The 19,006-nt window shown below is 69.7% G+C and carries 23 protein-coding genes; 9 read left to right on the forward strand and 14 right to left on the reverse strand.

The window, feature by feature from the left end; all coding sequences use genetic code 11:
• Window positions 1-20 precede the first annotated feature (20 nt).
• From LZ009_RS08075 to LZ009_RS08090, 4 genes are all read left to right on the forward strand, one after another.
• Window positions 21-476, forward strand: coding sequence for a GNAT family N-acetyltransferase (locus tag LZ009_RS08075; protein WP_275697393.1), 456 nt, complete (start codon window positions 21-23; stop codon window positions 474-476).
• Window positions 473-2,671 carry a hybrid sensor histidine kinase/response regulator gene (locus LZ009_RS08080; RefSeq protein WP_275697394.1) on the forward strand — a complete coding sequence of 733 codons (2,199 nt, stop codon included), beginning with the start codon at window positions 473-475 and terminating at the stop codon, window positions 2,669-2,671. The genes LZ009_RS08075 and LZ009_RS08080 overlap by 4 nt, the downstream gene beginning before the upstream one ends.
• A gap of 14 nt (window positions 2,672-2,685) precedes the next feature.
• On the forward strand, window positions 2,686-3,288 hold the full coding sequence (locus LZ009_RS08085; protein ID WP_275697395.1) for a hypothetical protein: 603 nt from the start codon (window positions 2,686-2,688) through the stop codon (window positions 3,286-3,288).
• A 113-nt stretch (window positions 3,289-3,401) separates the two neighbouring features.
• Window positions 3,402-3,866 (forward strand): hypothetical protein, encoded by a 465-nt coding sequence (locus LZ009_RS08090; protein WP_275697396.1) that lies wholly within the window; start codon window positions 3,402-3,404, stop codon window positions 3,864-3,866.
• On the opposite strand, the gene murQ is transcribed toward LZ009_RS08090, so the two are convergent.
• The 12 genes from murQ to LZ009_RS08150 form a co-directional block, all read right to left on the reverse strand.
• Entirely contained in the window at window positions 3,853-4,755 is a 903-nt protein-coding gene (murQ, locus tag LZ009_RS08095; RefSeq protein WP_275697397.1) for an N-acetylmuramic acid 6-phosphate etherase, read from the reverse strand. The two genes, LZ009_RS08090 and murQ, sit on opposite strands and share 14 nt — an antisense overlap.
• Window positions 4,756-4,849: 94 nt before the next feature.
• Window positions 4,850-5,743, reverse strand: a complete 894-nt coding sequence (locus tag LZ009_RS08100; protein ID WP_275697398.1) for an NAD(P)-dependent oxidoreductase — start codon at window positions 5,741-5,743, stop codon at window positions 4,850-4,852.
• Entirely contained in the window at window positions 5,740-5,982 is a 243-nt protein-coding gene (locus LZ009_RS08105; RefSeq protein WP_275697399.1) for a DUF1653 domain-containing protein, read from the reverse strand. Before LZ009_RS08105 ends, LZ009_RS08100 begins: the two co-directional genes overlap by 4 nt.
• A 10-nt stretch (window positions 5,983-5,992) precedes the next feature.
• Entirely contained in the window at window positions 5,993-6,883 is an 891-nt protein-coding gene (locus tag LZ009_RS08110; RefSeq protein ID WP_275697400.1) for a hypothetical protein, read from the reverse strand.
• Window positions 6,874-7,206 (reverse strand): GNAT family N-acetyltransferase, encoded by a 333-nt coding sequence (locus LZ009_RS08115; RefSeq protein WP_275697401.1) that lies wholly within the window; start codon window positions 7,204-7,206, stop codon window positions 6,874-6,876. Before LZ009_RS08115 ends, LZ009_RS08110 begins: the two co-directional genes overlap by 10 nt.
• A gap of 5 nt (window positions 7,207-7,211) precedes the next feature.
• Window positions 7,212-7,544 carry a DnaJ family domain-containing protein gene (locus LZ009_RS08120; protein ID WP_275697402.1) on the reverse strand — a complete coding sequence of 111 codons (333 nt, stop codon included), beginning with the start codon at window positions 7,542-7,544 and terminating at the stop codon, window positions 7,212-7,214.
• 14 nt (window positions 7,545-7,558) lie between these two features.
• Entirely contained in the window at window positions 7,559-8,209 is a 651-nt protein-coding gene (locus LZ009_RS08125; RefSeq protein ID WP_275697403.1) for a hypothetical protein, read from the reverse strand.
• Between the two features lie 10 nt (window positions 8,210-8,219).
• Window positions 8,220-8,576, reverse strand: a complete 357-nt coding sequence (locus LZ009_RS08130) for a DUF1304 domain-containing protein (RefSeq protein WP_275697404.1) — start codon at window positions 8,574-8,576, stop codon at window positions 8,220-8,222.
• A gap of 54 nt (window positions 8,577-8,630) precedes the next feature.
• Complete coding sequence (locus LZ009_RS08135) at window positions 8,631-9,020, reverse strand: VOC family protein (protein WP_275697405.1); 390 nt, start codon at window positions 9,018-9,020, stop codon at window positions 8,631-8,633.
• Window positions 9,021-9,029: 9 nt separating this feature from the next.
• The gene (locus tag LZ009_RS08140; protein WP_275697406.1) at window positions 9,030-9,503 is read right to left on the reverse strand and encodes a GNAT family N-acetyltransferase; all 474 of its coding nucleotides are present in this window, start codon (window positions 9,501-9,503) and stop codon (window positions 9,030-9,032) included.
• Window positions 9,500-9,835, reverse strand: coding sequence for a hypothetical protein (locus tag LZ009_RS08145; protein WP_275697407.1), 336 nt, complete (start codon window positions 9,833-9,835; stop codon window positions 9,500-9,502). Before LZ009_RS08145 ends, LZ009_RS08140 begins: the two co-directional genes overlap by 4 nt.
• Before the next feature lie 36 nt (window positions 9,836-9,871).
• Window positions 9,872-10,165 (reverse strand): hypothetical protein, encoded by a 294-nt coding sequence (locus LZ009_RS08150; RefSeq protein ID WP_275697408.1) that lies wholly within the window; start codon window positions 10,163-10,165, stop codon window positions 9,872-9,874.
• Window positions 10,166-10,315: 150 nt separating this feature from the next.
• Here LZ009_RS08150 and LZ009_RS08155 point away from each other — a divergent pair, with 150 nt between their 5' ends.
• The gene (locus tag LZ009_RS08155; protein ID WP_275697409.1) at window positions 10,316-10,522 is read left to right on the forward strand and encodes a CsbD family protein; all 207 of its coding nucleotides are present in this window, start codon (window positions 10,316-10,318) and stop codon (window positions 10,520-10,522) included.
• Window positions 10,523-10,580: 58 nt separating this feature from the next.
• Here LZ009_RS08155 and LZ009_RS08160 read toward each other — a convergent pair whose 3' ends face one another.
• Entirely contained in the window at window positions 10,581-13,331 is a 2,751-nt protein-coding gene (locus tag LZ009_RS08160) for a penicillin-binding protein 1A (protein WP_275697410.1), read from the reverse strand.
• 189 nt (window positions 13,332-13,520) lie between these two features.
• Here LZ009_RS08160 and LZ009_RS08165 point away from each other — a divergent pair, with 189 nt between their 5' ends.
• Window positions 13,521-13,838 (forward strand): DUF2917 domain-containing protein, encoded by a 318-nt coding sequence (locus LZ009_RS08165; RefSeq protein ID WP_275697411.1) that lies wholly within the window; start codon window positions 13,521-13,523, stop codon window positions 13,836-13,838.
• A 118-nt stretch (window positions 13,839-13,956) separates the two neighbouring features.
• The gene (locus LZ009_RS08170; RefSeq protein ID WP_275697412.1) at window positions 13,957-14,703 is read left to right on the forward strand and encodes a sensor histidine kinase; all 747 of its coding nucleotides are present in this window, start codon (window positions 13,957-13,959) and stop codon (window positions 14,701-14,703) included.
• Here LZ009_RS08170 and LZ009_RS08175 read toward each other — a convergent pair.
• A complete protein-coding gene (locus LZ009_RS08175) occupies window positions 14,672-17,143 on the reverse strand; it encodes a sensor domain-containing protein (RefSeq protein WP_275697413.1) in 2,472 nt (823 codons plus the stop codon). The two genes, LZ009_RS08170 and LZ009_RS08175, sit on opposite strands and share 32 nt — an antisense overlap.
• Before the next feature lie 165 nt (window positions 17,144-17,308).
• On the opposite strand from LZ009_RS08175, the gene LZ009_RS08180 reads away from it, so the two are divergent.
• Both LZ009_RS08180 and LZ009_RS08185 read left to right on the forward strand, forming a co-directional pair.
• Complete coding sequence (locus LZ009_RS08180) at window positions 17,309-17,734, forward strand: response regulator (RefSeq protein WP_275697414.1); 426 nt, start codon at window positions 17,309-17,311, stop codon at window positions 17,732-17,734.
• Window positions 17,731-18,972: a histidine kinase gene (locus LZ009_RS08185; protein ID WP_275697415.1), complete on the forward strand. Its 1,242-nt coding sequence runs from the start codon at window positions 17,731-17,733 to the stop codon at window positions 18,970-18,972. Before LZ009_RS08180 ends, LZ009_RS08185 begins: the two co-directional genes overlap by 4 nt.
• The last annotated feature ends 34 nt before the right edge of the window (window positions 18,973-19,006 follow it).

Raw genomic sequence — 19,006 nt, forward strand, 5'->3', positions numbered from 1 at the left:
GTGGCGTGCAAAATGGCGTGGTGAGTTCCACGCCCTGCATCATCCGCGCCGCCCTCCCCTCCGACGAGCCCGTGTGGCGCCAGTTGTGGCGCGGCTATTGCGACTTCTACGAAGCCGAAGTGCCCCAGGCGGTCACCGACCGCACCTGGAAGCGCATCCTCGATCCCGACGCACAGGTGATGTGCATCGTTGCCGAGGTCGAGGGCCAGGTGGTCGGCTTCGCCAACTGCGTGGTGCACGAGAACACCTGGGAAACCCAGGCGATCTGCTACCTGGAAGACCTGTACGTGACGCCGGGCGTGCGCGGACGCGGCGTGGGCGGCGCGCTGCTGGAATGGCTGCGCAACGCGATGCGCGCCGAGGGCTGGGCCCGCCTCTACTGGATGACCCGCGCCGACAACACGCGCGCGCGCCGCCTCTACGACCGCTTCGCGCAGGCCGACGACTTCGTCCGGTACGTCATCAAGCAGAGATGAACCTCGCCGGTCCGCTTCGCCTGCGACTGTTTTTTCTCGCGGCCTGCGGACTGCTGCCGCTGGCGCTCGTCGCCGGCGTGGTGCTGGCCTACCTGAACGGCGAACGGGAACGCGACGCGCAGCAGGCAGCGCTGGCCGTGTCGCGCGCACTGGCTTCCGCGCTCGACGCCGAACTGCGCGCCACCGCCAGCGTGCTGCAAAGCATTGCGCTGTCCGACGAACTGCAGCCGCAGCGGCTGGCCGACTTCCACGCCCTGGCGCGCCGCGTGGCCGACGGCCAGGGCTGGCGCAGCATCGTGCTGGCCGATGCCACGGGCAAGGTGCTCCAGAGCTCCACGCGGGAGCTGGACGTCGCCAGCCCGCAACCGGTCGACCCCGCGAGCATGGCGCGCGCGATCGCCACGCGCGAGCCGGTGGTGGGCCGCGTGGCGCAAGGCCCGAACCAGCGCGGACCGGCCTTCGCCGTGCGGGTGCCCGTGCTGCGCGAGGGCAAGCTCGTCTACGTGCTGTCGGCGGTGAATCCCATCGAGCGGGTCCTGGCGCTGGTGCAGCGCCAGCGCCTGCCCGTCACCTCGGTGGTGGGGGTGTTCGACCAGGACTACAACCGGGTCGCGCGTTCGCTGGAACACACGAGTGCGCGGCCCTCGCCTTCGCTGCAGAAGCTGCTGGACACCGGCGCGGCCGAAGGCAGCGGCCCGACCCGCACGCTCGAAGGCGTGCCGAGCCAGACCGGCTTCGTGCGCCTGCCGTGGTCCGGCTGGGTGGTGGCCACGGGCATTGCGCCGGCCGACGCCGGCCGCGCGCTCTACGGCATGCTGGGCGCGGTGGGCGGCGGCCTGCTGGCCTCGCTGGCGCTGGCCGCCTTCTTCGCCTGGTACTTCGCCCGCGGCGTGATCGGGCCGATCGACCGGCTCAAGGCTGCGGCCGGCGCCTTGGGCCGCGGCAAACCCGTGGACCTGCCGCCGCTGGAGATTGCCGAACTGCAGGAAGTGGCGACCGCCCTGCGCGCGGCGGCGCTGGAACGCCACGACGCCGAAGCCGAGCGCGAACGCCTGCTGGCGCGCGCGACCGAGGCGCTGCGCCTGGCCGAGGACGCGGGCCGCAGCAAGGACGAATTCCTGGCCATGCTGGGCCACGAGCTGCGCAACCCGCTGGCGCCGATGGCGACCGCGCTGCACCTGATGGCACGCAAGGGCGACGAGCGCACGCGCCTGGAACGCGAGGTGATGGAGCGGCAGGTGGGCCACATGAAGCGATTGGTGGACGACCTGCTGGATGTCTCGCGCATCACCAGCCAGCGGCTGGAGATGCGCTTCACCCCGCTGCGCCTGGCCGACGTGGTACGGCAGGCCGCCGCCGGCCTGCAACCGGTGTTGGGTGCGCGCCGCTTCAGCGTCGACATCGCGCCCGACGCCGAACAGCTGTGGGTCTCGGGCGACGACGTGCGGCTGGGCCAGGTGCTGAACAACCTGCTGGGCAACGCGATCAAGTTCGCCGGCTCGCACGCGCAGGTCGGGCTGCGGCTGCGGCGCGTCGGCGACAGCGCCGAGGTGCGCGTAGCCGATGACGGCCCGGGCATGCCGCCCGAGGTTCTGGCCCGTGTGTTCGATCTCTTCTACCAGGCCCCGCAGGAGACCGACCGCTCGCGCGGCGGCCTCGGCCTGGGCCTGGCCATCGTGCGCAGCCTGGTGGAGATGCATAGCGGCACGGTGCTCGCCGAAAGCGCCGGCGCAGGCCGTGGCAGCAGCTTCATCGTGCGCCTGCCCCTGGTCGCCGCGCCGGCACAGGACCTGGCGCCGGACGCAGGCGCCGAGGCGGCCGGCCGCCGCGGCCGCGTACTGGTGGTGGACGACAACCAGGACGCCGCCGACACCGCCGCGACGCTGCTGCGCCTGACCGGCTACGAAGTGCAGGTGGCCTACGACCCGCAGGCGGCGCTGCGCGTGCTCGCAGCCTTCGAGCCGCAGGTGGCCTTGCTGGACATCGGCCTGCCGGGCATGAACGGCTACGAGCTGGCACAGCATCTGCGCGAGCACCCCAACGGCCGCGGGGCCGTGCTGGTGGCGCTTACCGGCTACGGCACGCGGGCCGATGTCCAGAAGGCGCAGGAGGCCGGCTTTGCCCGCCACCTGGTGAAGCCGGCGCCCCCCGACGTCCTGCTCGCGGTGATCGACGAACACATCCCGAAGACTTGAAGGACCGAGACCCCATGACCATCCAACGGCGTTCCCTTTTGCTGGCCCTGGCGGCCGCGCCCCTCGCGGCCGCTGCGCAGCCCGCATCGACGGTGCGCCTGCGCGGCACCATCGAAGCGCTCTCGCCCACCGGCCTCACGCTGCGCCAGCGCAATGGCGAACGCGTGGAGCTGGCGCTCGATCCCAGGCTCACCGTGACGGAGGTCTACCCGGTGCAGCTGTCGGACATCAAGGCCGGCAGCTTCGTCGGCGTGGGGGCGATGCCGCAGGCGGATGGCACGCAGCGCGCGATCGCCGTCACGCTCTTTCCCGAGGCCATGCGCGGCGCCGGCGAAGGCCACCGCCCGTTCGACTTCCTGCCGCAAAGCACCATGACCAATGCCACGGTGGCCGACGTCGCGGTCGCGCCCGACGGCCAGCGCCTGCAGCTGACCTACCCCGATGGCCGCAAGACCATCGTCGTGCCGCCGGAGGCGCCCGTCGTGAGCCTGCGGCCCGGCGACCGTGGGCTGCTCGCGGTGGGCGGCGCGGTGTCCGTGAGCGCGCAGCTGGTGGAAGGCCAGCCGACGGCCACGCGCATCAGCGCGGGGCGCAACGGTTTCGCGCCGCCGTACTAGGAGGCGGGTCCTCGGCCAGAGGTTTGTCCTACCGGAACTGCCTCCCGCGCAGCCTTGCATAGGGCGCCCGGCTTTTCCAGACTGCAAGGAGCCCTTGAATCCCGGGAGGCCCCTTGACGTCGTTGCAGATCCTCATCACCCGTTCCGAGCACACCTTGACGCTGGCGGCGTCCAGCGGCGGCTCGCTCGATTTCCTCTTGAAAGCGCCGATCCTCGCCGGCTGCGACGACGCCGGACTGGCGCGCGGCAGCTATGCCGGCGGCAGGTGGCTGCAGGACCCGATGGAAGACCCGTGGGCCCATCCGGACGGCCCGTTCTTCCTGCCGCTGCTCGACGCGGCCAGCGGCCGCTACAGCAGCTTCGGCATCCACGGCAGCCGCGGCCCGGTATTCGGCGGTTTCGCGAAGCCGGCCCTGTCGCCGGGCCTCGCCGGCTTCTTCCTGGAAACGCAGCCCGCGCGCTACCAGTTCCGCGCGCCGGGCAGCTTCCGGCTGGCGAACCACCACCTCGCGCAACTGTTCGACCTGACCACGCAGGCGCGCTTCGTGCGCGCACCGCTGTCGGTCACGGTGAAGTAAAGAGCGCGCCCAGCGAGCCGCCGGCCTCTTCCAGCCGGCGCTGCGCTTCGTGGGCATCGAGCTTCAGGCGCGCCATCACGATGGCGGTCTTCACGTGGCCGCCGGCCGCGTCCAGCAGTTCCACCGCCTCTTCGCGCGACACGCCCGCGGTGTCCACCAGGATGCGCTCGCCGCGGTCCTGCAGCTTCTGGCAGGTGACCTGCAGGTCCACCATCAGGTTGCCGTAGACCTTGCCGGTCTGCACCATCGCGCCGGTGCTCAGCATGTTGAGCACCATCTTCGTGGCCGTGCCGGCCTTCATGCGCGTGGAACCCGTGATGACCTCGGGGCCGACCAGCAGCGCGATCACCACGTCGTGCTCCTTCAGGAGCTTTTCGGACGGATGCGTGCACAGCAGGAAGCCCGTACGCGCGCCGCGCGCCTTCGCGCGCTGCAAGGCGCCGTGCACGTAAGGCGTGGTGCCCGAAGCCGCGATCCCGAGCACGAAGTCGTTGGGCCCGACCTGGCGGTCTTCCATCGCCTGGCCGCCGTCTTCCGGATGGTCCTCCGCGCCCTCCTGCGCGCGCAGCAGCGCTTCGTAGCCCCCGGCGATCACGCCCTGGATCATGTCGGGCTCGGTGCCGTAGGTCGGCGGCATTTCGGAAGCGTCGAGCACGCCGAGCCGGCCCGAGGTGCCGGCGCCGACGTAGATCAGCCGGCCGCCCGCGCGGAAACCGTCGACGATGAGGTCGATGGCGCGCGCGATCTGCTCGCGCTGCGCGGCCACGGCGCCGGCGATGAGCCGGTCCTCGGCATTGATCAGGTCCACGATGGCCAGCGACTCCATCTGGTCGATGCGGGCGCTGCGCGGATTGCGCTGCTCGGTCAGCCGGCGGTCGGTGTCAGGCATAGGCGTCCATGGTAGAGGCAGCGCCTATCCTCACGCGCGGGCGGGGACTCCGGTGTAGGAAAAAGGCGAACGGCACGCGTCCGCCGGGCGCGGCTCAGGGCTTGCGCTTGTGCTGCACCAGGCGCCCGAGGGCCGACCAATCCAGTTCGCCCTGGCCGCCCTGCACCAGTTCGTCGAGCAGTGCCTCCGCCACGGGTGCGCCCTGCAGTGCCGCGCCGGCATCCTGCGCGGTGGCCAGGGCGATCCGCAGGTCCTTGCGCATCAGCACGGCGCGGAAACCCGGCGCGAAGTCGGCGTCGATGATGCGCTGGCCGTGCTTTTCCAGCGCGAAGCTGCGCGCGGTGCCCGCCAGCAGCACCTCGCGCATGATGGCCGGGTCGACGCCCTGCGCCGTCGCCAGCGCGATCGCGTCCGCCACGCCCAGCAAGGCGCCCGCCACTGCGACCTGGTTGCATGCCTTCACCGTCTGGCCGGCGCCCAGCGGGCCCACGTGCGTGAGCGTCTTGCAAAACGCCGTCATCGGCGCGCGGCAGGCTGCCACCACGTCGGCCTCGCCGCCGATCATCGTGTTGAGCGTGCCGGCGACGGCGCCCTGCTGGCCGCCGCTGACGGGCCCGTCGAGCATGGACACGCCGCGCGCACGCAGGCGCTCGCCGAAGGCGCGCGCCGATGCCGCGGCAATGGTGCTGGTGTCGACGACGCAGCTGCCGGGGGCCAGGCCTACGGAGAGGCCTTCGGGGCCGAACAGGACTTCCTCCACGGCGGCGGCGTCGGACAGGCACAGGAACACGAGGCGGGCGCTGCGTCCGAGCGCGGCCGGCGATGCAGCGGCCGTCGCGCCCGCATCGGCGAACGCTTGCAGCACCTGCGGCTTGCGCGCATGCACGTGCAAGCGGTGGCCCGCGCGCAGCAGGCAGTGAGCCATGCCGCTGCCCATGACGCCCAGGCCGATGAAGCCGATGGCGTCGTCGTTGCCGAAGGGCGTCATGGCTGCGGCTCCTCGATGCGCGCGAAGCGCGGCTGCGTGCGGCCGTCCACGGCGATGTCTTCGAAGAACATGGCATGGGGGCGCACCCACCAGCCGGTGTCGTTGTAGAGCGGCCGGTAAACGATCAGCGGTTCGTGGGTCTCGCTATGGCGCGCGACGCCGATCACTTCGTACTCGCCGCCCTTGTAGTGGCGGTAGCGTCCCAGTGGCGTGGCAGGCAAGGTTGGCAGGTCGGACATCGGTGATTCTTCAGGTGGAGGAGGCCAGCGCCAGCAGGTAAGGCCGCTGGGCGTCGGAAGCATGGTCCCACAGCAGCGCGATGGCATCCGCCAGCGTGAGCAGGTGGATGTTGGCTTGGCCGGCGGTCAGCAGGCGCTGCAAGGCCTGCTCCAGCGCGGCGGGGGAGGATGGCGTGTCTTGCGAGGCCGTGACGACGACGTTGTCTTCGGCGTCGTCATAGGTCGTTGCGGCGGCGTGGGCGGCCCAGCGCAGCGCATTGCCGAACTGGGTGCGTGATAGCTGGTCGCGCAGGCGCAGCGTCCAGGCCAGCGTGATCGCGTGGTGGCCGAAGAAGCCCGGGCGCTCGAGCACGTCCCCCAGCACCGCATCGAGCTGCGGCGCCGGGCCATCCGCGGCCGCGGCCTGCGGCTCGAACCCGCAGGCGAGCAGGTATTCGCAGAGGCGGTCGAGCCAGAGTCCTTCGTGCTCCGTCTGCGCGTAGACGGGCCAGGAGACCAGGAAGGCCAGCAGGATGGACAGGCGATGCCCGAGGTAGCCAGGATCCGCGCAGGCCTGTTCGAGATACCAGGCGGCAACGGCGCCGCCGCCGTCCCGCGCCGCCCAGCTGCGCACGGCGGAATAGCTGTAAGGAACGACGTTGCGGGCCAGGATCGTCCTGGCCCGGGCCGGCGGCACGTCGGCTGTGGGCGCGGCCACGCGCTCGCGCGTCCTTGGCTCGGCATCCCACCGGGCGCGGGCCAGGGCTGACTTCCAGAACTCCGGCGTCCACTGCGGATAGCGGTCCGCCAGGGCCAGCACCGCCATCGTCGCCTTGATCCCGTGCGAGTGGCGGATGTGCGCGACCATCTGCGCGCCGTCCTGCAGCAGGCCGGGGACGGGGAGCGAAGGCTTCAGCGGCATCGGGCGTACATGTAGCAGGCCCGCGGTTCGGGCGAGATGTTCGGGTGCACGGTGAAGCGTTCCAGCCGCCCTTCGCGCATAAAGCCGGCCTTCTCCAGCGCGCGCTGCGAGGGCCGGTTCTCGACGTCGCAGGCTGCATGCACGCGGAAGGACGCGATGAAGTCCTCGGTGACGCGCACCGACGCGTGCGGCGTCCAGATCATGTAGCGGCACACGCGGGAGTCCTGCGTGTAGGCAGCGAAGAGCGCGGCGGCGTCCGCGGCCACCGGGCGGCGCAAGCGCAGGCGGGGGGTGAGGATGGACTCGGGCAGGAGCTGGGGCACGGCGCTCACAGGGAAGCGCTCGTGCGCATGGCTTCCAGTCGCAAGGCGATCTTCTGCTCCAGCGCACTGAGCTGCTGCAGCAATGCATTCTTCTCTGCGGCCGTCATCGCTTCCCCGACCAGGCCGCGCAGGCGTGCGCGTTCGTGGAACAGCGCGACCTCGGGAGGTGCGAACCCTGCGTCCTTCAGGATCTTGAACGACTGCTTGAACTCCTCGGGGGTTTCGTCCCAACCCTCGGGCCGGGCCAGGGGCTTGCCATAGCTGGGCGCCGCCCGGAGTTCGCCCGACGCAGCCGCCGCTTCGAGGTGCCGTCGAATCTCGTCGTCCAAGGTTCCCATGCTTTCCCCCTGCTTCAGCGCCTTCGTGTTCCCAGCCACGCCAGCAACGCGACGACCACCACGATCGCCCCCAGCGAACTCGCCGCCATGGCCGCCGCCGAAGGCGGAGGCGGCGCGACGGTCATGCCGGCGATTGTCATGGCCAGCACGCTGCCGCACAAGCCGACCAGGCCTGCGGCCTTGGCGCGTGACAGGCCGGCGCCGGAGAGGAACAGCCACAAGCCCGCGACGACGACCAGCGATTCCAGGCCCAGTGCCACCGGCATGGCGTTCCACAGAGCCAGGCCCACCTTGGGGGATCCGGCCCCGGCCAGCGGCATCTCGGGAACGTGCACGAGGGCATCCAGCAACCAGTGGGAGAACACCGCGGCGGCGACGCACACTGCGGCCCGTCCCGCAGGCTTCGAGAGGCCGGCATAGGCCCATGCCCCTGCAAGCAATGACCAGCCCGCAGCGGGCAGCATCCCATGCGACCAGGGAAAGGTGAACTGTGGCTGGTGGCGGCTGGCGAAGTCCGGCGGAATCACCACCGACTCCCAGCCCGCCAGCACGAAGGCCCACAGCAGGAGATCCAAGCCCAGCGCCGCCAGGGCCAGCACGCCGACGTTCACGCGCCGCTCGACCCGACCGATCGCCAGCGCAACGCCCACGTGGCCGGCGAACATGCGCGCCCCGTCAGGACAGCAGCAGCAAGGCCAGCCCCACCGCCGCGGGCAAGGCCTGCACGAACAGGATCTTCCTGCTGGCGGTGGCCGCACCGTAGAGGCCGGCCACCAGCACGCAGGCGAGGAAGAACACCTTGACGCCGAAGCCGGCGGTTCCCAGCGTCAGGCCCCAGACGAGGCCCGCGGCCAGGAAGCCGTTGTACAGGCCCTGGTTGGCTGCCAGCACCTTGGAGGCCTGCGCCTGCTCCAGGCTCTGGCCGAACGCGCGCAGGCCGGCGGGCTTGTCCCAGAGGAACATCTCCAGCACCAGGAAGTAGGCGTGAAGCAAGGCCACGAGGGCAACGACGATGTTGGCGATCAGCTGCATGGCGCGACTGTATGCGCTGCGCGGACTGTCGTCACCCCTGGCGCGGGGGCCGGCTCACTCCCTGCCGACCGGCGGCACCGGCAGGTTCTGCGCGATGCGCCACAGCACCCCGCTCGGATCGAACAGGACGAAGTCCCGCATGCCCCACGGCTGGTCCTGCGGCTCGCCGACCCGCACGCCGAAGCGTTCCGCCACCGGCCTGGCCTGCGCGTGCCAGGCCTCGACGTCCCGCACCAGCAGGTGCATCTGGAAATTGTCCGCATGCTCGCGGACGTAGAAGTCCTGCAGCAGGAAGCTGGACGCGCCGCAATGGAAGTAGGCGATGCCCTCGAAGACCGAGGCGCGCGTGAAGCCGAGCGCCTGGTAGAACTCCATCGAGCGCGCGAAGTCCCGCGCGGGAACGAAGGCCTTGATTTCGACGGTGGCGAGGGCGGGCTGGTTCATGCCCCCACTTTAATCCGGCAGGCGCCGCAGCCTCACCAGTTCCAGGGGTTCGCGGCCCACCAGCCAGCGGCGGGTGACCACGAAGCCCTTCGCCTCGTACAGCGCGAGTGCCGGTGCGTTGCGCGCGCCGGTCTGCACCGTGAGCCCGGCGTCACCATGCGCGGCCAGCACGGCCTCCAGCAGCTTCCGGCCCATGCCCTGGCGCTGGAAGCACGGATCCACCACCAGCGATGCGATGGTGATGCCCAGGCCTTCGGGATCCGGCTCCACGCCGATGGCGCCGGCGATCCGGCCATCCGCGCGAGCGGCCAGGAAATGCTCCTTCGAGGACTGCACGTCCTCCACCGTGCGCTCCAGGGGCGGGAACCAGGTGGCCCCCAGCAGCGCTGCTTCCTGCGCATAGGCGCGCATCTGCACGGCATGGATCTGGCGGGCGATCGCCGGGTCGCCGTGAATGACCGACGCGATGCGGATGACGCTCACTTCCGCGCCGCCGCCAGGAAGGGCTCCAGCCGCTGGAGGACCTTGAGCTGCCGCAGTTCGTCGACGAAGCACTCCTGCATCGCGACACCCAGCGGATCGGGTGTCTCCAGCGCCCCCGCCACGAGCGCCGCCAGCCGCGCCAGCTGCCGGTCACTGGAATGGGCGACGTCGCGGGCGAAGAAGGCTGCGAAGTCCCGCAGCACCGACTGGTACGTCGGACCCGCGTCCTCGAACACCGACTCGCCCTGCTCGCCGAAGTCACGCGGCAGCGCGGGGAAAATGGACACGAGCGCGCCCCGCAGCTCGGAGGGCGACCGGGGCAAGGCTTTCATCGTGCCTGCTTCCAAGCAACCAGCATGCCACGCGACTCACATCTGCAGGTAGCGCCGCAGCCCGATCCAGAACATCAGCAGGGTCGCGGCCGCCAGCGGCGCGCCCAGGGCGCCCGCCAATGCCCGCAAGGGCATCAGCTTCTCGGTGCGCATCACTTCCACGCAGGCAAAGATGGCCAGCACCGCCACCGCCTGGGTCACCAGCGTGCCGCCGTAGCTGCGGCCCAGGTACACGTTCCCGAAATTGGTGAAAAGGATCAGGTAGTAGGCCAGGGCAGTGAGCTCTGCGCACACCACCAGCAACAACACACGCGGCACCCGCAACTTCATCGTGTCGGCTTTATAGCAAGTCCCGCTCAGCCAGCCCGCGAAAGCACGATGTAGGACGTGGCGCACGGCCAACTCGGCGTCGCGGCACTTCAATCCCCCATTGCGTGGCCCAAGATGAGAACCATCGACCAACTGCAAAGGAGCAAACGAATGGACAAGGACCAGATCAAGGGCCGCACCAAGGAAGCCACCGGCGAGATCAAGGAACACGTGGGCCGCGCCCTGGGCGACCGCGACCTGGAAGCCCGCGGCCACGCGCAGGAGCAGGAAGGCAAGCTGCAGAAGGACCTGGGCGACGCCAAGGAAGCCACCAAGGACAAGCTGGAAGACCTGACGGGCAAGAACCTCGATCACTAAGCCAGCGATCCAATGAAAAAGGCCGGGACTTCCCGGCCTTTTTTCTTGCCCGCGCGCTTTACTGCGCGCTTCCGGTGGCCGCGCCGGTGGGCTCGGTCGCCGTCGGCGCGGTGGCGCGCTCGAACGCCGCGCTGGGCGAAGCTTCGCGCGCGGGAGCGGCGGGCGCTGCCGGGGCGGGCGTATAGGTCGTGGCGGGCGGCGAACTCGGGGCACCCATCGCCGACGTGCTGCCGGTGGCCGGGGGCGTGGACGGCGCGGTGGGCGCCACGCGCGCCGGCGCGCTCGGCACCGTGTCGTAATTCCGCGAGCTCGCCTGCGGCACCGGATACACCTGCGTGCCGGGGACCGTCTCGGCCGGCCGGGCCGTCTCCAGCGGACGCGGGAAGGCCGGCACGCGCTGCGGGTCCACCAGCACCGGCGCATTGGCAGTGACGTTCGGGTTGGGCCGGGTGCTTTCCAGCGGCACCACGTCCTGCGCGGCAGCAGCGGACGACGGCATGCTCGAGGGCGCGGGGATCAGCACCGGCGGATCGATCTTCACCGGCGGCATGGCCGCGACTTCGGGGTTGTCCGGGTTGGCCGGCGGCGTGTTGAACACGCTGTTCCACCAGTCCTTGGCGCCCTGCAGGATCGACTGCTCCTGGTCCTTCAGGCGCGGCGCCGAGAACTGTGCCTTGGCGTCCACCACGCTGGCCTTCTGCGCGCGCTGCATGAAATCGCCCACCAGGAACAGCGCGGTGTGCGCGCCCTGCCCCCAGTAGCTGCTGCGCATGGCCACGCGGTTGTCGTTGAAGCCGGTCCACGCGCCGGCCACCAGGTTCGGGTGCATCAGGATGAACCAGCCGTCGGTGTTGTCCTGGGTGGTGCCGGTCTTGCCGGCCAGGTCGCCGGTGAGTTGGAAGCGCGGGCGCAGGCCGGCGGCCGTGCCGCCGTCGATCACGCCGCGCATCACGTCCAGCAGCGTCTGCGCCGCCTGGTTGGACAGCGCCGGCTCGGAGGCCGGGGCCGCGAAGGTTTCGAGCTGGTTGTGCTGGCGGTCCTCGATGGCGAGGATCATCGTCGGCTGGATGTAGGCGCCACCGTTGGCGATGGTGCTGAACGAGGTCACCATTTCCTTCAGGGTCACCGGGCTGGTGCCCAGGGCCAGCGAAGGCACTTCGTTGAGCTTGCTCTGGCGCACGCCCATGGCGCGGGCCAGGCTGGCCACGCGCGAGGGGCCGACCTGCATCATCAGCTGCGCGGTGATCGTGTTCTTCGATTTCGCCAGGCCGTCGCGCAGCGTCATGGGCATGTTGGTGGGCGCGCCTTCGATGTCGCCCGGGCGCCAGACCTGGTTCCTGTCGATCTGGATCGCCACCGGCTGGTCCATCAGCGTCTCCGTCGGCTGGTGGCCCATCTCGAAGGCCGCGCCGTACACGAAGGGCTTGAAGGTGGAGCCGGGCTGGCGGCGCGCCTGCTGCACGTGGTCGAACTTGTCGTCGGCGTAGTCGCGGCTGCCCACCCAGGCCTTGATGTGGCCGGTGGAAGGCTCGATCGCCAGGAAGCCCGCCTGCAGCGTGGTCTTCTGCTTCTTCAGTTCGGCCATGAAGCGGCTGTCGGCCACCAGTTCCGCGTACGCGTCCTTGGCATCCTTGCCTTGCTGGCGCAGGTTCTGGAACTCGGCGGACTCGCGCACGTATTCGTCCAGCAGGTCCTTGTGCGTGGCCCAGAAGTAGTCGAAGGCCGCGGACTTGCTGCGCTGGGCGACGTAGTTCTGCGGATCGGTGCCGAAGCTGCCGGCGCTGGAGCGGCTCCATTCAACGTCCGCCACGGCCTGCAGCGCTTCGCCCTGCCGCTTGACGGCCTCGTTGGCGAACTCCTGCAGGCGCGAATCGATGGTCGTCTTCACGACCAGGCCATCGGCATAGATGTTGTAGTCGTGCTTGTCGGCCCACTCCAGCAGCCAGCGGCGCAGGTACTCGGCCAGGTGCGGCGCGGGGCCCAGGACTTCCGGCTGCCGCTCGAAGTTCAGCTTCAGCGGCTGCGCCTTCAGCTTCTCGTAGTCGCCTTCGCTCAGCTTGTCGGCCTTGACCAGCTGCGCCAGCACCGTGTTGCGCCGCTCGCGCGCGCGCTCGGGGTTGAGCACCGGGTTGTAGTAGCTCGTGCCCTTGAGCATGCCGATCAGCGTGGCCGCTTCCAGCTCGTTCAGCTGCTTGGCCGGCTTGTCGAAGTAGGTGCGCGCGGCCATCTCGATGCCCCACGCGTTGTAGAGGAAGGAGACGGAGTTGAGGTAGCTCTCCAGGATCTCGTCCTTGCTGTACACCGCCTCGATCTTCAGCGCCGTGATGGCCTCCTTGATCTTGCGGGTGATGGTCTGCTCGCGGCCCACGTCCTCCGGATACAGGTTGCGCGCCAGCTGCTGCGTGATGGTGGAGCCGCCCTGCACGTCGCCCTTGAAGGTGTTGAGGGCGGCCTTCGCGGTGCGGGTGAAGTCGATGCCGTGGTGGTCGTAGAAGCGCTTGTCCTCCGTGGCCAGCAGCGCTTCCACCGCCTTGGGCGAAATGTCGGAAAGCTTCACCCAGTCGCGGTTGGCGCGCTTGAACACCGCCAGCTCCTTGCCGTCCGCCGACAGCACCACGCTGGGCGACTCCTGCTTCGACTTCTTGATGTCGCCGATGCTGGGGGTGAAGGGGATCAGGGCCGCCACGTACACCACCACCGCCAGCGGCACGGCCAGCACCGTCTTCCATGGATGGCGGCGGATGGCCCCCCAGGTCGCATGCGCACCGTGTCCGATGCGTTCTCCCAGCCGCGCGAATCTCTCGTTCATGTCTTCTTCCCTCGTGATCGCGCAAATCTAGGCGGCTGGGCTAGGGCGCGACTGTAGGACGGCAACGCGATGCGGGAGCGCGCTTTGGCCCTTGAGAACGGAAGGCCCCGCCTGCACATGGCGGACCTACAGCAGTGGCCGCCACCGTCCTACGGCAGAGCGCATGGCTGTGCTCGCATCATCCCGCCCATGCTGACCGCCCTCTTCCACCCCGCCAACTTCATGACGCGCCTGCTCGGGCGCGAGGACCGTCCGCAACCGGCACCGGCGGGCATCAGGCGCCTGCTCGCCGTCGGCGTGAAGGCGGGCCGCCTGCGGGAACTGCCGATGGGCAAGGGCCGCATGGTGGTTCATTGCCGCAGCGGCGAAGTCTGGATCACGCACGACGGCGATCCGCGCGACGTGGTGCTGAGGCAGGACCAGAGTTACATCGTCGACCGCGGCGCCCGCATGACGGCTTTCGCGCTGCGCGGTGATGCCGGCCTCGAGCTGCAAGAGGAGACGTAGGGAAGGCGTGCGGGCTCAGCCTCCCTCTTCCTACATCGCTCCCCCGCAGGACCTGACATTTTTGGCATGAGGCAGGGAACAGACTCCCGTCATCCTGAAATCAATCATCGAAGCAGTGTTGGCCATCGACCACCCCATCATCGCGACCACCGGCCCCGCGCCGGCGCCCGGAACGGACCCGGCTCCGCAGCGCCAGCGCAGCCTGGCCCGGGCGGCCCGGCACGACATCCTGCGCCGGCTCGCGCCGCCGCTGCGCCACGACATGGTGGTGCCGCTGCAGTCGCTGGGCATGGTGGCCGAGGCGCTGAGCGCGCGGCTGGAACGCGGAACGATCAGCCAGGACGACCTGCAGGCCATGGTCTCCAAGCTGAACCGGCTCTCGCGCCAGGCGGTGGCGACCTGCGTCGACGTGTCCACCTGGATGCAGCCCTCGGAAGACGACGGCGTGAACCTGCAGGAAGGCGTGAACGAATGCGTGCGCCTGCTGTCCACCAGCCTCAACTTCCGCGGCCTCGACCTGCGCACCGAACTCGGTGATGGAGAGTTCGACGTGTCTCGCTTCGCCCTGCGCTTCCTGCTGCCGGGCGCGATCTTCACCCTCGTGGATGCGGCCGCGGCGCCCGGCGAAATCGTCGTGCGAACCGAACTCTCGTCCACGCACGCGGTGGTTGCCGTGGATTACCAGGCCATGCCCGACGGCGTGTTCACGCAGCTGCACGAATCCGGCGACGCGCCGTTGTCCTGGCCCGAAGTCCAGGCGTTGGCGGACGTCGAGGGCGTCGAGCTGATCCGCAGCGGCAGCAACATCATCCTGCGCATGCCGCGCGCGGTGGTCACGACGCCACTGAAGATGGTTCCGGTGTAAGCGAGCCGGCGCCGTCGGCCAGCCGGGACATCAGCTCCTCCAGCTTCTCGATGGTGAGCGGCCGCGAAAACAGGAAGCCCTGGTAGCGGTCGCAGCCCAGGCGCGCCAGGAACTCGCGCTGCTCCTCGGTCTCCACGCCTTCCGCAATCACCTGCAGCCCCAGGCTGTGCCCCAGCCCGATGATGGTGCTGGCGATCGCCGCGTCGTTGCGGTCGGTGAGGATGTCCTTGACGAACTCGCGGTCGATCTTGAGTTCGTCCAGCGGCAGGCGCTTCAGGTAGGAGAGCGAGGAGTAGCCGATGCCGAAGTCGTCGACCGACAGGCCGACGCCCATCTCCTTCAGGTTGCGCATCTTCGCCACCGTGGCATCCAGGCCGTCGGCCAGCAGGCTTTCCGTCAGCTCCAGCTTGAGCTTTCCGGGCCCGATGTTCGCCTTGGCGACCGACATGATCACGTCGTTGACGAACTCCGGATGGCGGAACTGGCGCACGCTCACGTTCACCGAGATTGCCAGGTGCTTGCGCTCCGGCCGGTGCGCCCAGGCCGCGAGCTGCGCGCAGGCCTGTTCCAGCACCCAGTGGCCGATGGGGATGATCAGCGAAGTTTCCTCCGCGGTCGGAATGAACTGCGCCGGGCTGACGATGCCGCGCTCGGGGTGCTCCCAGCGCAGCAGCGCCTCCACGCCCACCATCGCGCCGTCCGGCCCCACCTGCGGCTGGTACTCCACCCGCAGATTGTTCTCGCGCCAGGCCTGGCGCAGGTCCGCGGCCAGCGTCGCATTGGCCGTCGCCACCGCCTGCATCTCGGGATCGAAGAAGCGCACCGCGTTGCGGCCCGCGGCCTTGGCCTGGTACATCGCCAGGTCCGCTTGTTTCAGCAGCTCGCTGACGCTGGAAGGCAGCTTGCCGAACAGCGTCACGCCGATGCTGCAGGTGCTGTGGTGCAGGTAGCCGGGTAGTACGTAAGGCTCACCCAGCGCTTCGAGGATGCGTTGGCTGACGACCTGCGCGGCTTTCAACGGGTCCAGCGGCTTGTCGGGCTTGTTCTCGATCAGCACCACGAACTCGTCGCCGCCCAGCCGCGCCACCAGGTCGCCCTTGGCGACGCAGTTGCGCAGGCGGCGCCCCACCTGCTGCAGCAGCAGGTCGCCCTTCTGGTGGCCCAGCGTGTCGTTCAGCACCTTGAAGTTGTCGAGGTCGATGAACATCAGCGCGCCTTCGTGCGCCATGCCGTCGCCCACCGCCTGGTTCAAGCGGTCCAGCAGGTGCTGCCGGTTCGGCAGCTGCGTGAGCGGGTCGTAGAAGGCCAGGTACTGGATCTTCTCTTCCGCCGTCTTGCGCTCGGTGATGTCGCGACCCACCGCCACCCAGTGGGTGAGGCGGCGCGACTCGTCCCACACCGGCGACACGTCCAGGTCCACCCAGTAGGGCTCGCCGCTCTTGGTGTAGTTGATCAGGTCGACCCGCACGCGCTCCCACTGCTCCAGCCCGGCGCGGATGCGATCGAGCTGCGGCCGCTGCGTCTCCGCGCCCTGCAGGAAGCGCGGCGAATGGCCGATCACCTCCTCCTTGGTGTAACCGGTGCGGCGCTCGAAGGCCTCGTTGACGAACACGATGCGCGGGCCGGGCGCGCGAAAAGGCGCGGCCTCGGTGATGATCACGATGTCGTTCAAGCGCGCGATGCTGCCCTCCAGCAGCATCAGGTGCTTCTGCGCCTCGCGCCGCGGCGTGACGTCGCGCATGTGCAGCGCCATGCCCGCGCCGAAGGGAAAGGCCCGCACTTCCAGCCAGTGGAGCAGCTGGGCGTCCTGCTCCTCCAGCTCCAGCGGGCGGCGCTGCTCCAGCGCGTGGCGGATCTTCTCTTCCAGCTGCAGCCGCACGCGCTTCTGGAAGAAGCTCCAGATCTTGCGGCCGATCAGGCTCTCGTCGTCGAGCCCGAGCAGCTGCTCGGCCTGTTCGTTGACGTAACTGATGCGGCCTTGCCGGTCGATGGTGGCGAACGCCTCGCCGCTGCCCAGGGCACCGCCCATGCTCACCGTGTGGCGCAGCAGCGTGCCGTGTTCGTAGCCGGCGGGCGCGATCTCCTGCACCAGCCCCTCCACGCCGGTGATGGCGCCGCTCTCGTCGCGCAGCGGCTGGCCGACGCAGCGCACCCACAGGCGGCGGCCCTGCAGCGTGTCCACCTGCACCTCCACGTCGAAGGGCGTGCCGTCCTGCTGGCAGGCCCGCACCTTCGCTTCGAGGTCGGCACGGTGCTCGCGCGCGTAGTGCTCCAGCGCGTGCTCGAAGGTGGGCGTGAAACCGGGGGGCGCACCGTGCAGGCGTGCCAGTTGATCCGACCAGTAGAGGCGACCGTTCTTCGCATCGAGCTGCCAGAAGCCGATGAAGGCGCTGCGTTCGACGAGTTGCAGCAGGTTGCCGTGGGCGCTTGCTCTATCCATTGTTTCCAGGTGTTGACGGCATCTTAAGTGGCCGCGCCTCCGCGTGGGGGCAGCGGTAGGTTCGCTCCTACAAGCAAACGCGAGCCCATCCGAATGGACCCAGCAGCCGCGCCACCAGAATGCCTCACTAACGCCTTGACACCGAACCTTACCGATTGAGCTCCCGTGCAACTTGCAGTGTTTGTCGTCGAAGACAACGCGGACATCCATGAAAACCTCGTGGGCGCCCTCGAGGAGCTGACTTGCGTGAAGGTCGTCGGGGGCAGCGTGTCGGAAGACGGCGCGATGGCCTGGGTGGCCCAGAACCCGACCGGCTGGGACATGCTGATCGTCGACCTGTTCCTCAAGGGCGGCAGCGGGATCCGGCTTGTCCAGCGCGTGCAGCGCGCCCGGGCCGAGCAGAAGGTCATCGTCTTCAGCAATTACGTGAATGCGGGCGTGCGCAAGCGCTGCGCCCAGCTCGGCGTGGACGCCGTCTTCGACAAGTCCACCGAGATCGACGCGCTGGTGGACTACTGCGCCCACCAGTGCACCCTGCTCGGCCCGCGCGCCGCGCTGACCCCAGAACGGACCACCGGAGATTCGCCATGAGCAACACCCTTGATTTCCCCGCCCTCTCGCTCGTCGAGCGCGAGGCCCTGGCCGAGGAAGTGGCGGCGCCCGCGGCCGTTGCCGCCGCGCCGGCCACCGGCCGCCGCTGGTCCGACGGCGCCGGCAGCTTTGCCCCGGTGGATCCCAACGCGCCCTGGTCGATGACGCAGCAGTGGCCGAACCTGGTCGCCGCGCTGTCCGAGCAGGCGGTCGAAAGCAGCAACCTGCTGCTGCGCGCCTTGAACTACCTCGTGGGCGCCGGGCGCCTGCGCCGCAGCGAAGCCAAGGCGCTGAGCGATGCGATGCACCAGTTGCGCGCCACGAGCCTGCGCGCCCAGCAGATCACGCGCCTGGCCAGCGGCCGCATCCGCCAGGCCCGCGAGCGCGTCGACCTGGCCGAACTCGTGCGGCACGTGCTGGACGAGCGCAAGTCCGAAGTCGAAGCCGCTTCCGCGGCGGTGCGCTCCGAGCTGCAGCCGGTCGACGTGCTGCTGGACCCGCCCGTGGCGATCAGCCTGCTGAACGCGATCCTCGACTGGGGCCTGAGCTTCAGCAAGGAGATGACGATCACGCTGGTGCCTTCCGAGTGGCCCGGCCCGGCGCAGCTCAAGGTGCGCGTGAAGACGCCCCCGCCCTCTTCCCCGCATGCCGGTGGCGTCGGCTGGACCGTGCGCCCGCGCGGCCGCCGCCTGAACGACGGCCTGCACTGGATGATGCTGCGCCAGATCGCCGCCTCGTCCAGCCTCGAAGTCACGCGTTCGCGCGAGGACGGCGCCGCGCTGCTGACGATCGACTTCCCCAAGACCTTCCTCAGCACCGAGGGCATGGCCTGCCTGGAACTCACCGACGACAGCAACCAGGCCGCGCCGCTGCGCGACACCTGGGTGCTGGTGATCTCGCAGGACGACCGCATCCGCGGCGAAGCGGTCGATGCGCTGCGCAAGATGGGCATCGATGCCGTGGCCGCCGCCGACACCGTCGCCGCGAAGTCCGTCATCGCCGACAGCCGGCCCAACGTGCTGGTGACCGCGTACGACATCCGGCCCGCCGACATCGCGGCCTTCCGCCAGGAAGTGCTGGGCGGCGAGGACCGCTGCCCGCTGGTGGAGATCACGCGCGAACTGCCTTCGTTCCACCTCAGCGGCTTCGACCGCTTCGAGACGCCGAAGGTGGGACGCGAACAGCTGACGGCGGAACTGCCGCCGACGGTGCTGTTCGAGCTGGTGAAGATCGTCTGAGGGAGGTGCCATCCCCGGGAAACCGGGGGTGGCG

The organism is Ramlibacter paludis, assembly GCF_022012305.1.
GTDB lineage: Bacteria > Pseudomonadota > Gammaproteobacteria > Burkholderiales > Burkholderiaceae_C > Ramlibacter > Ramlibacter paludis.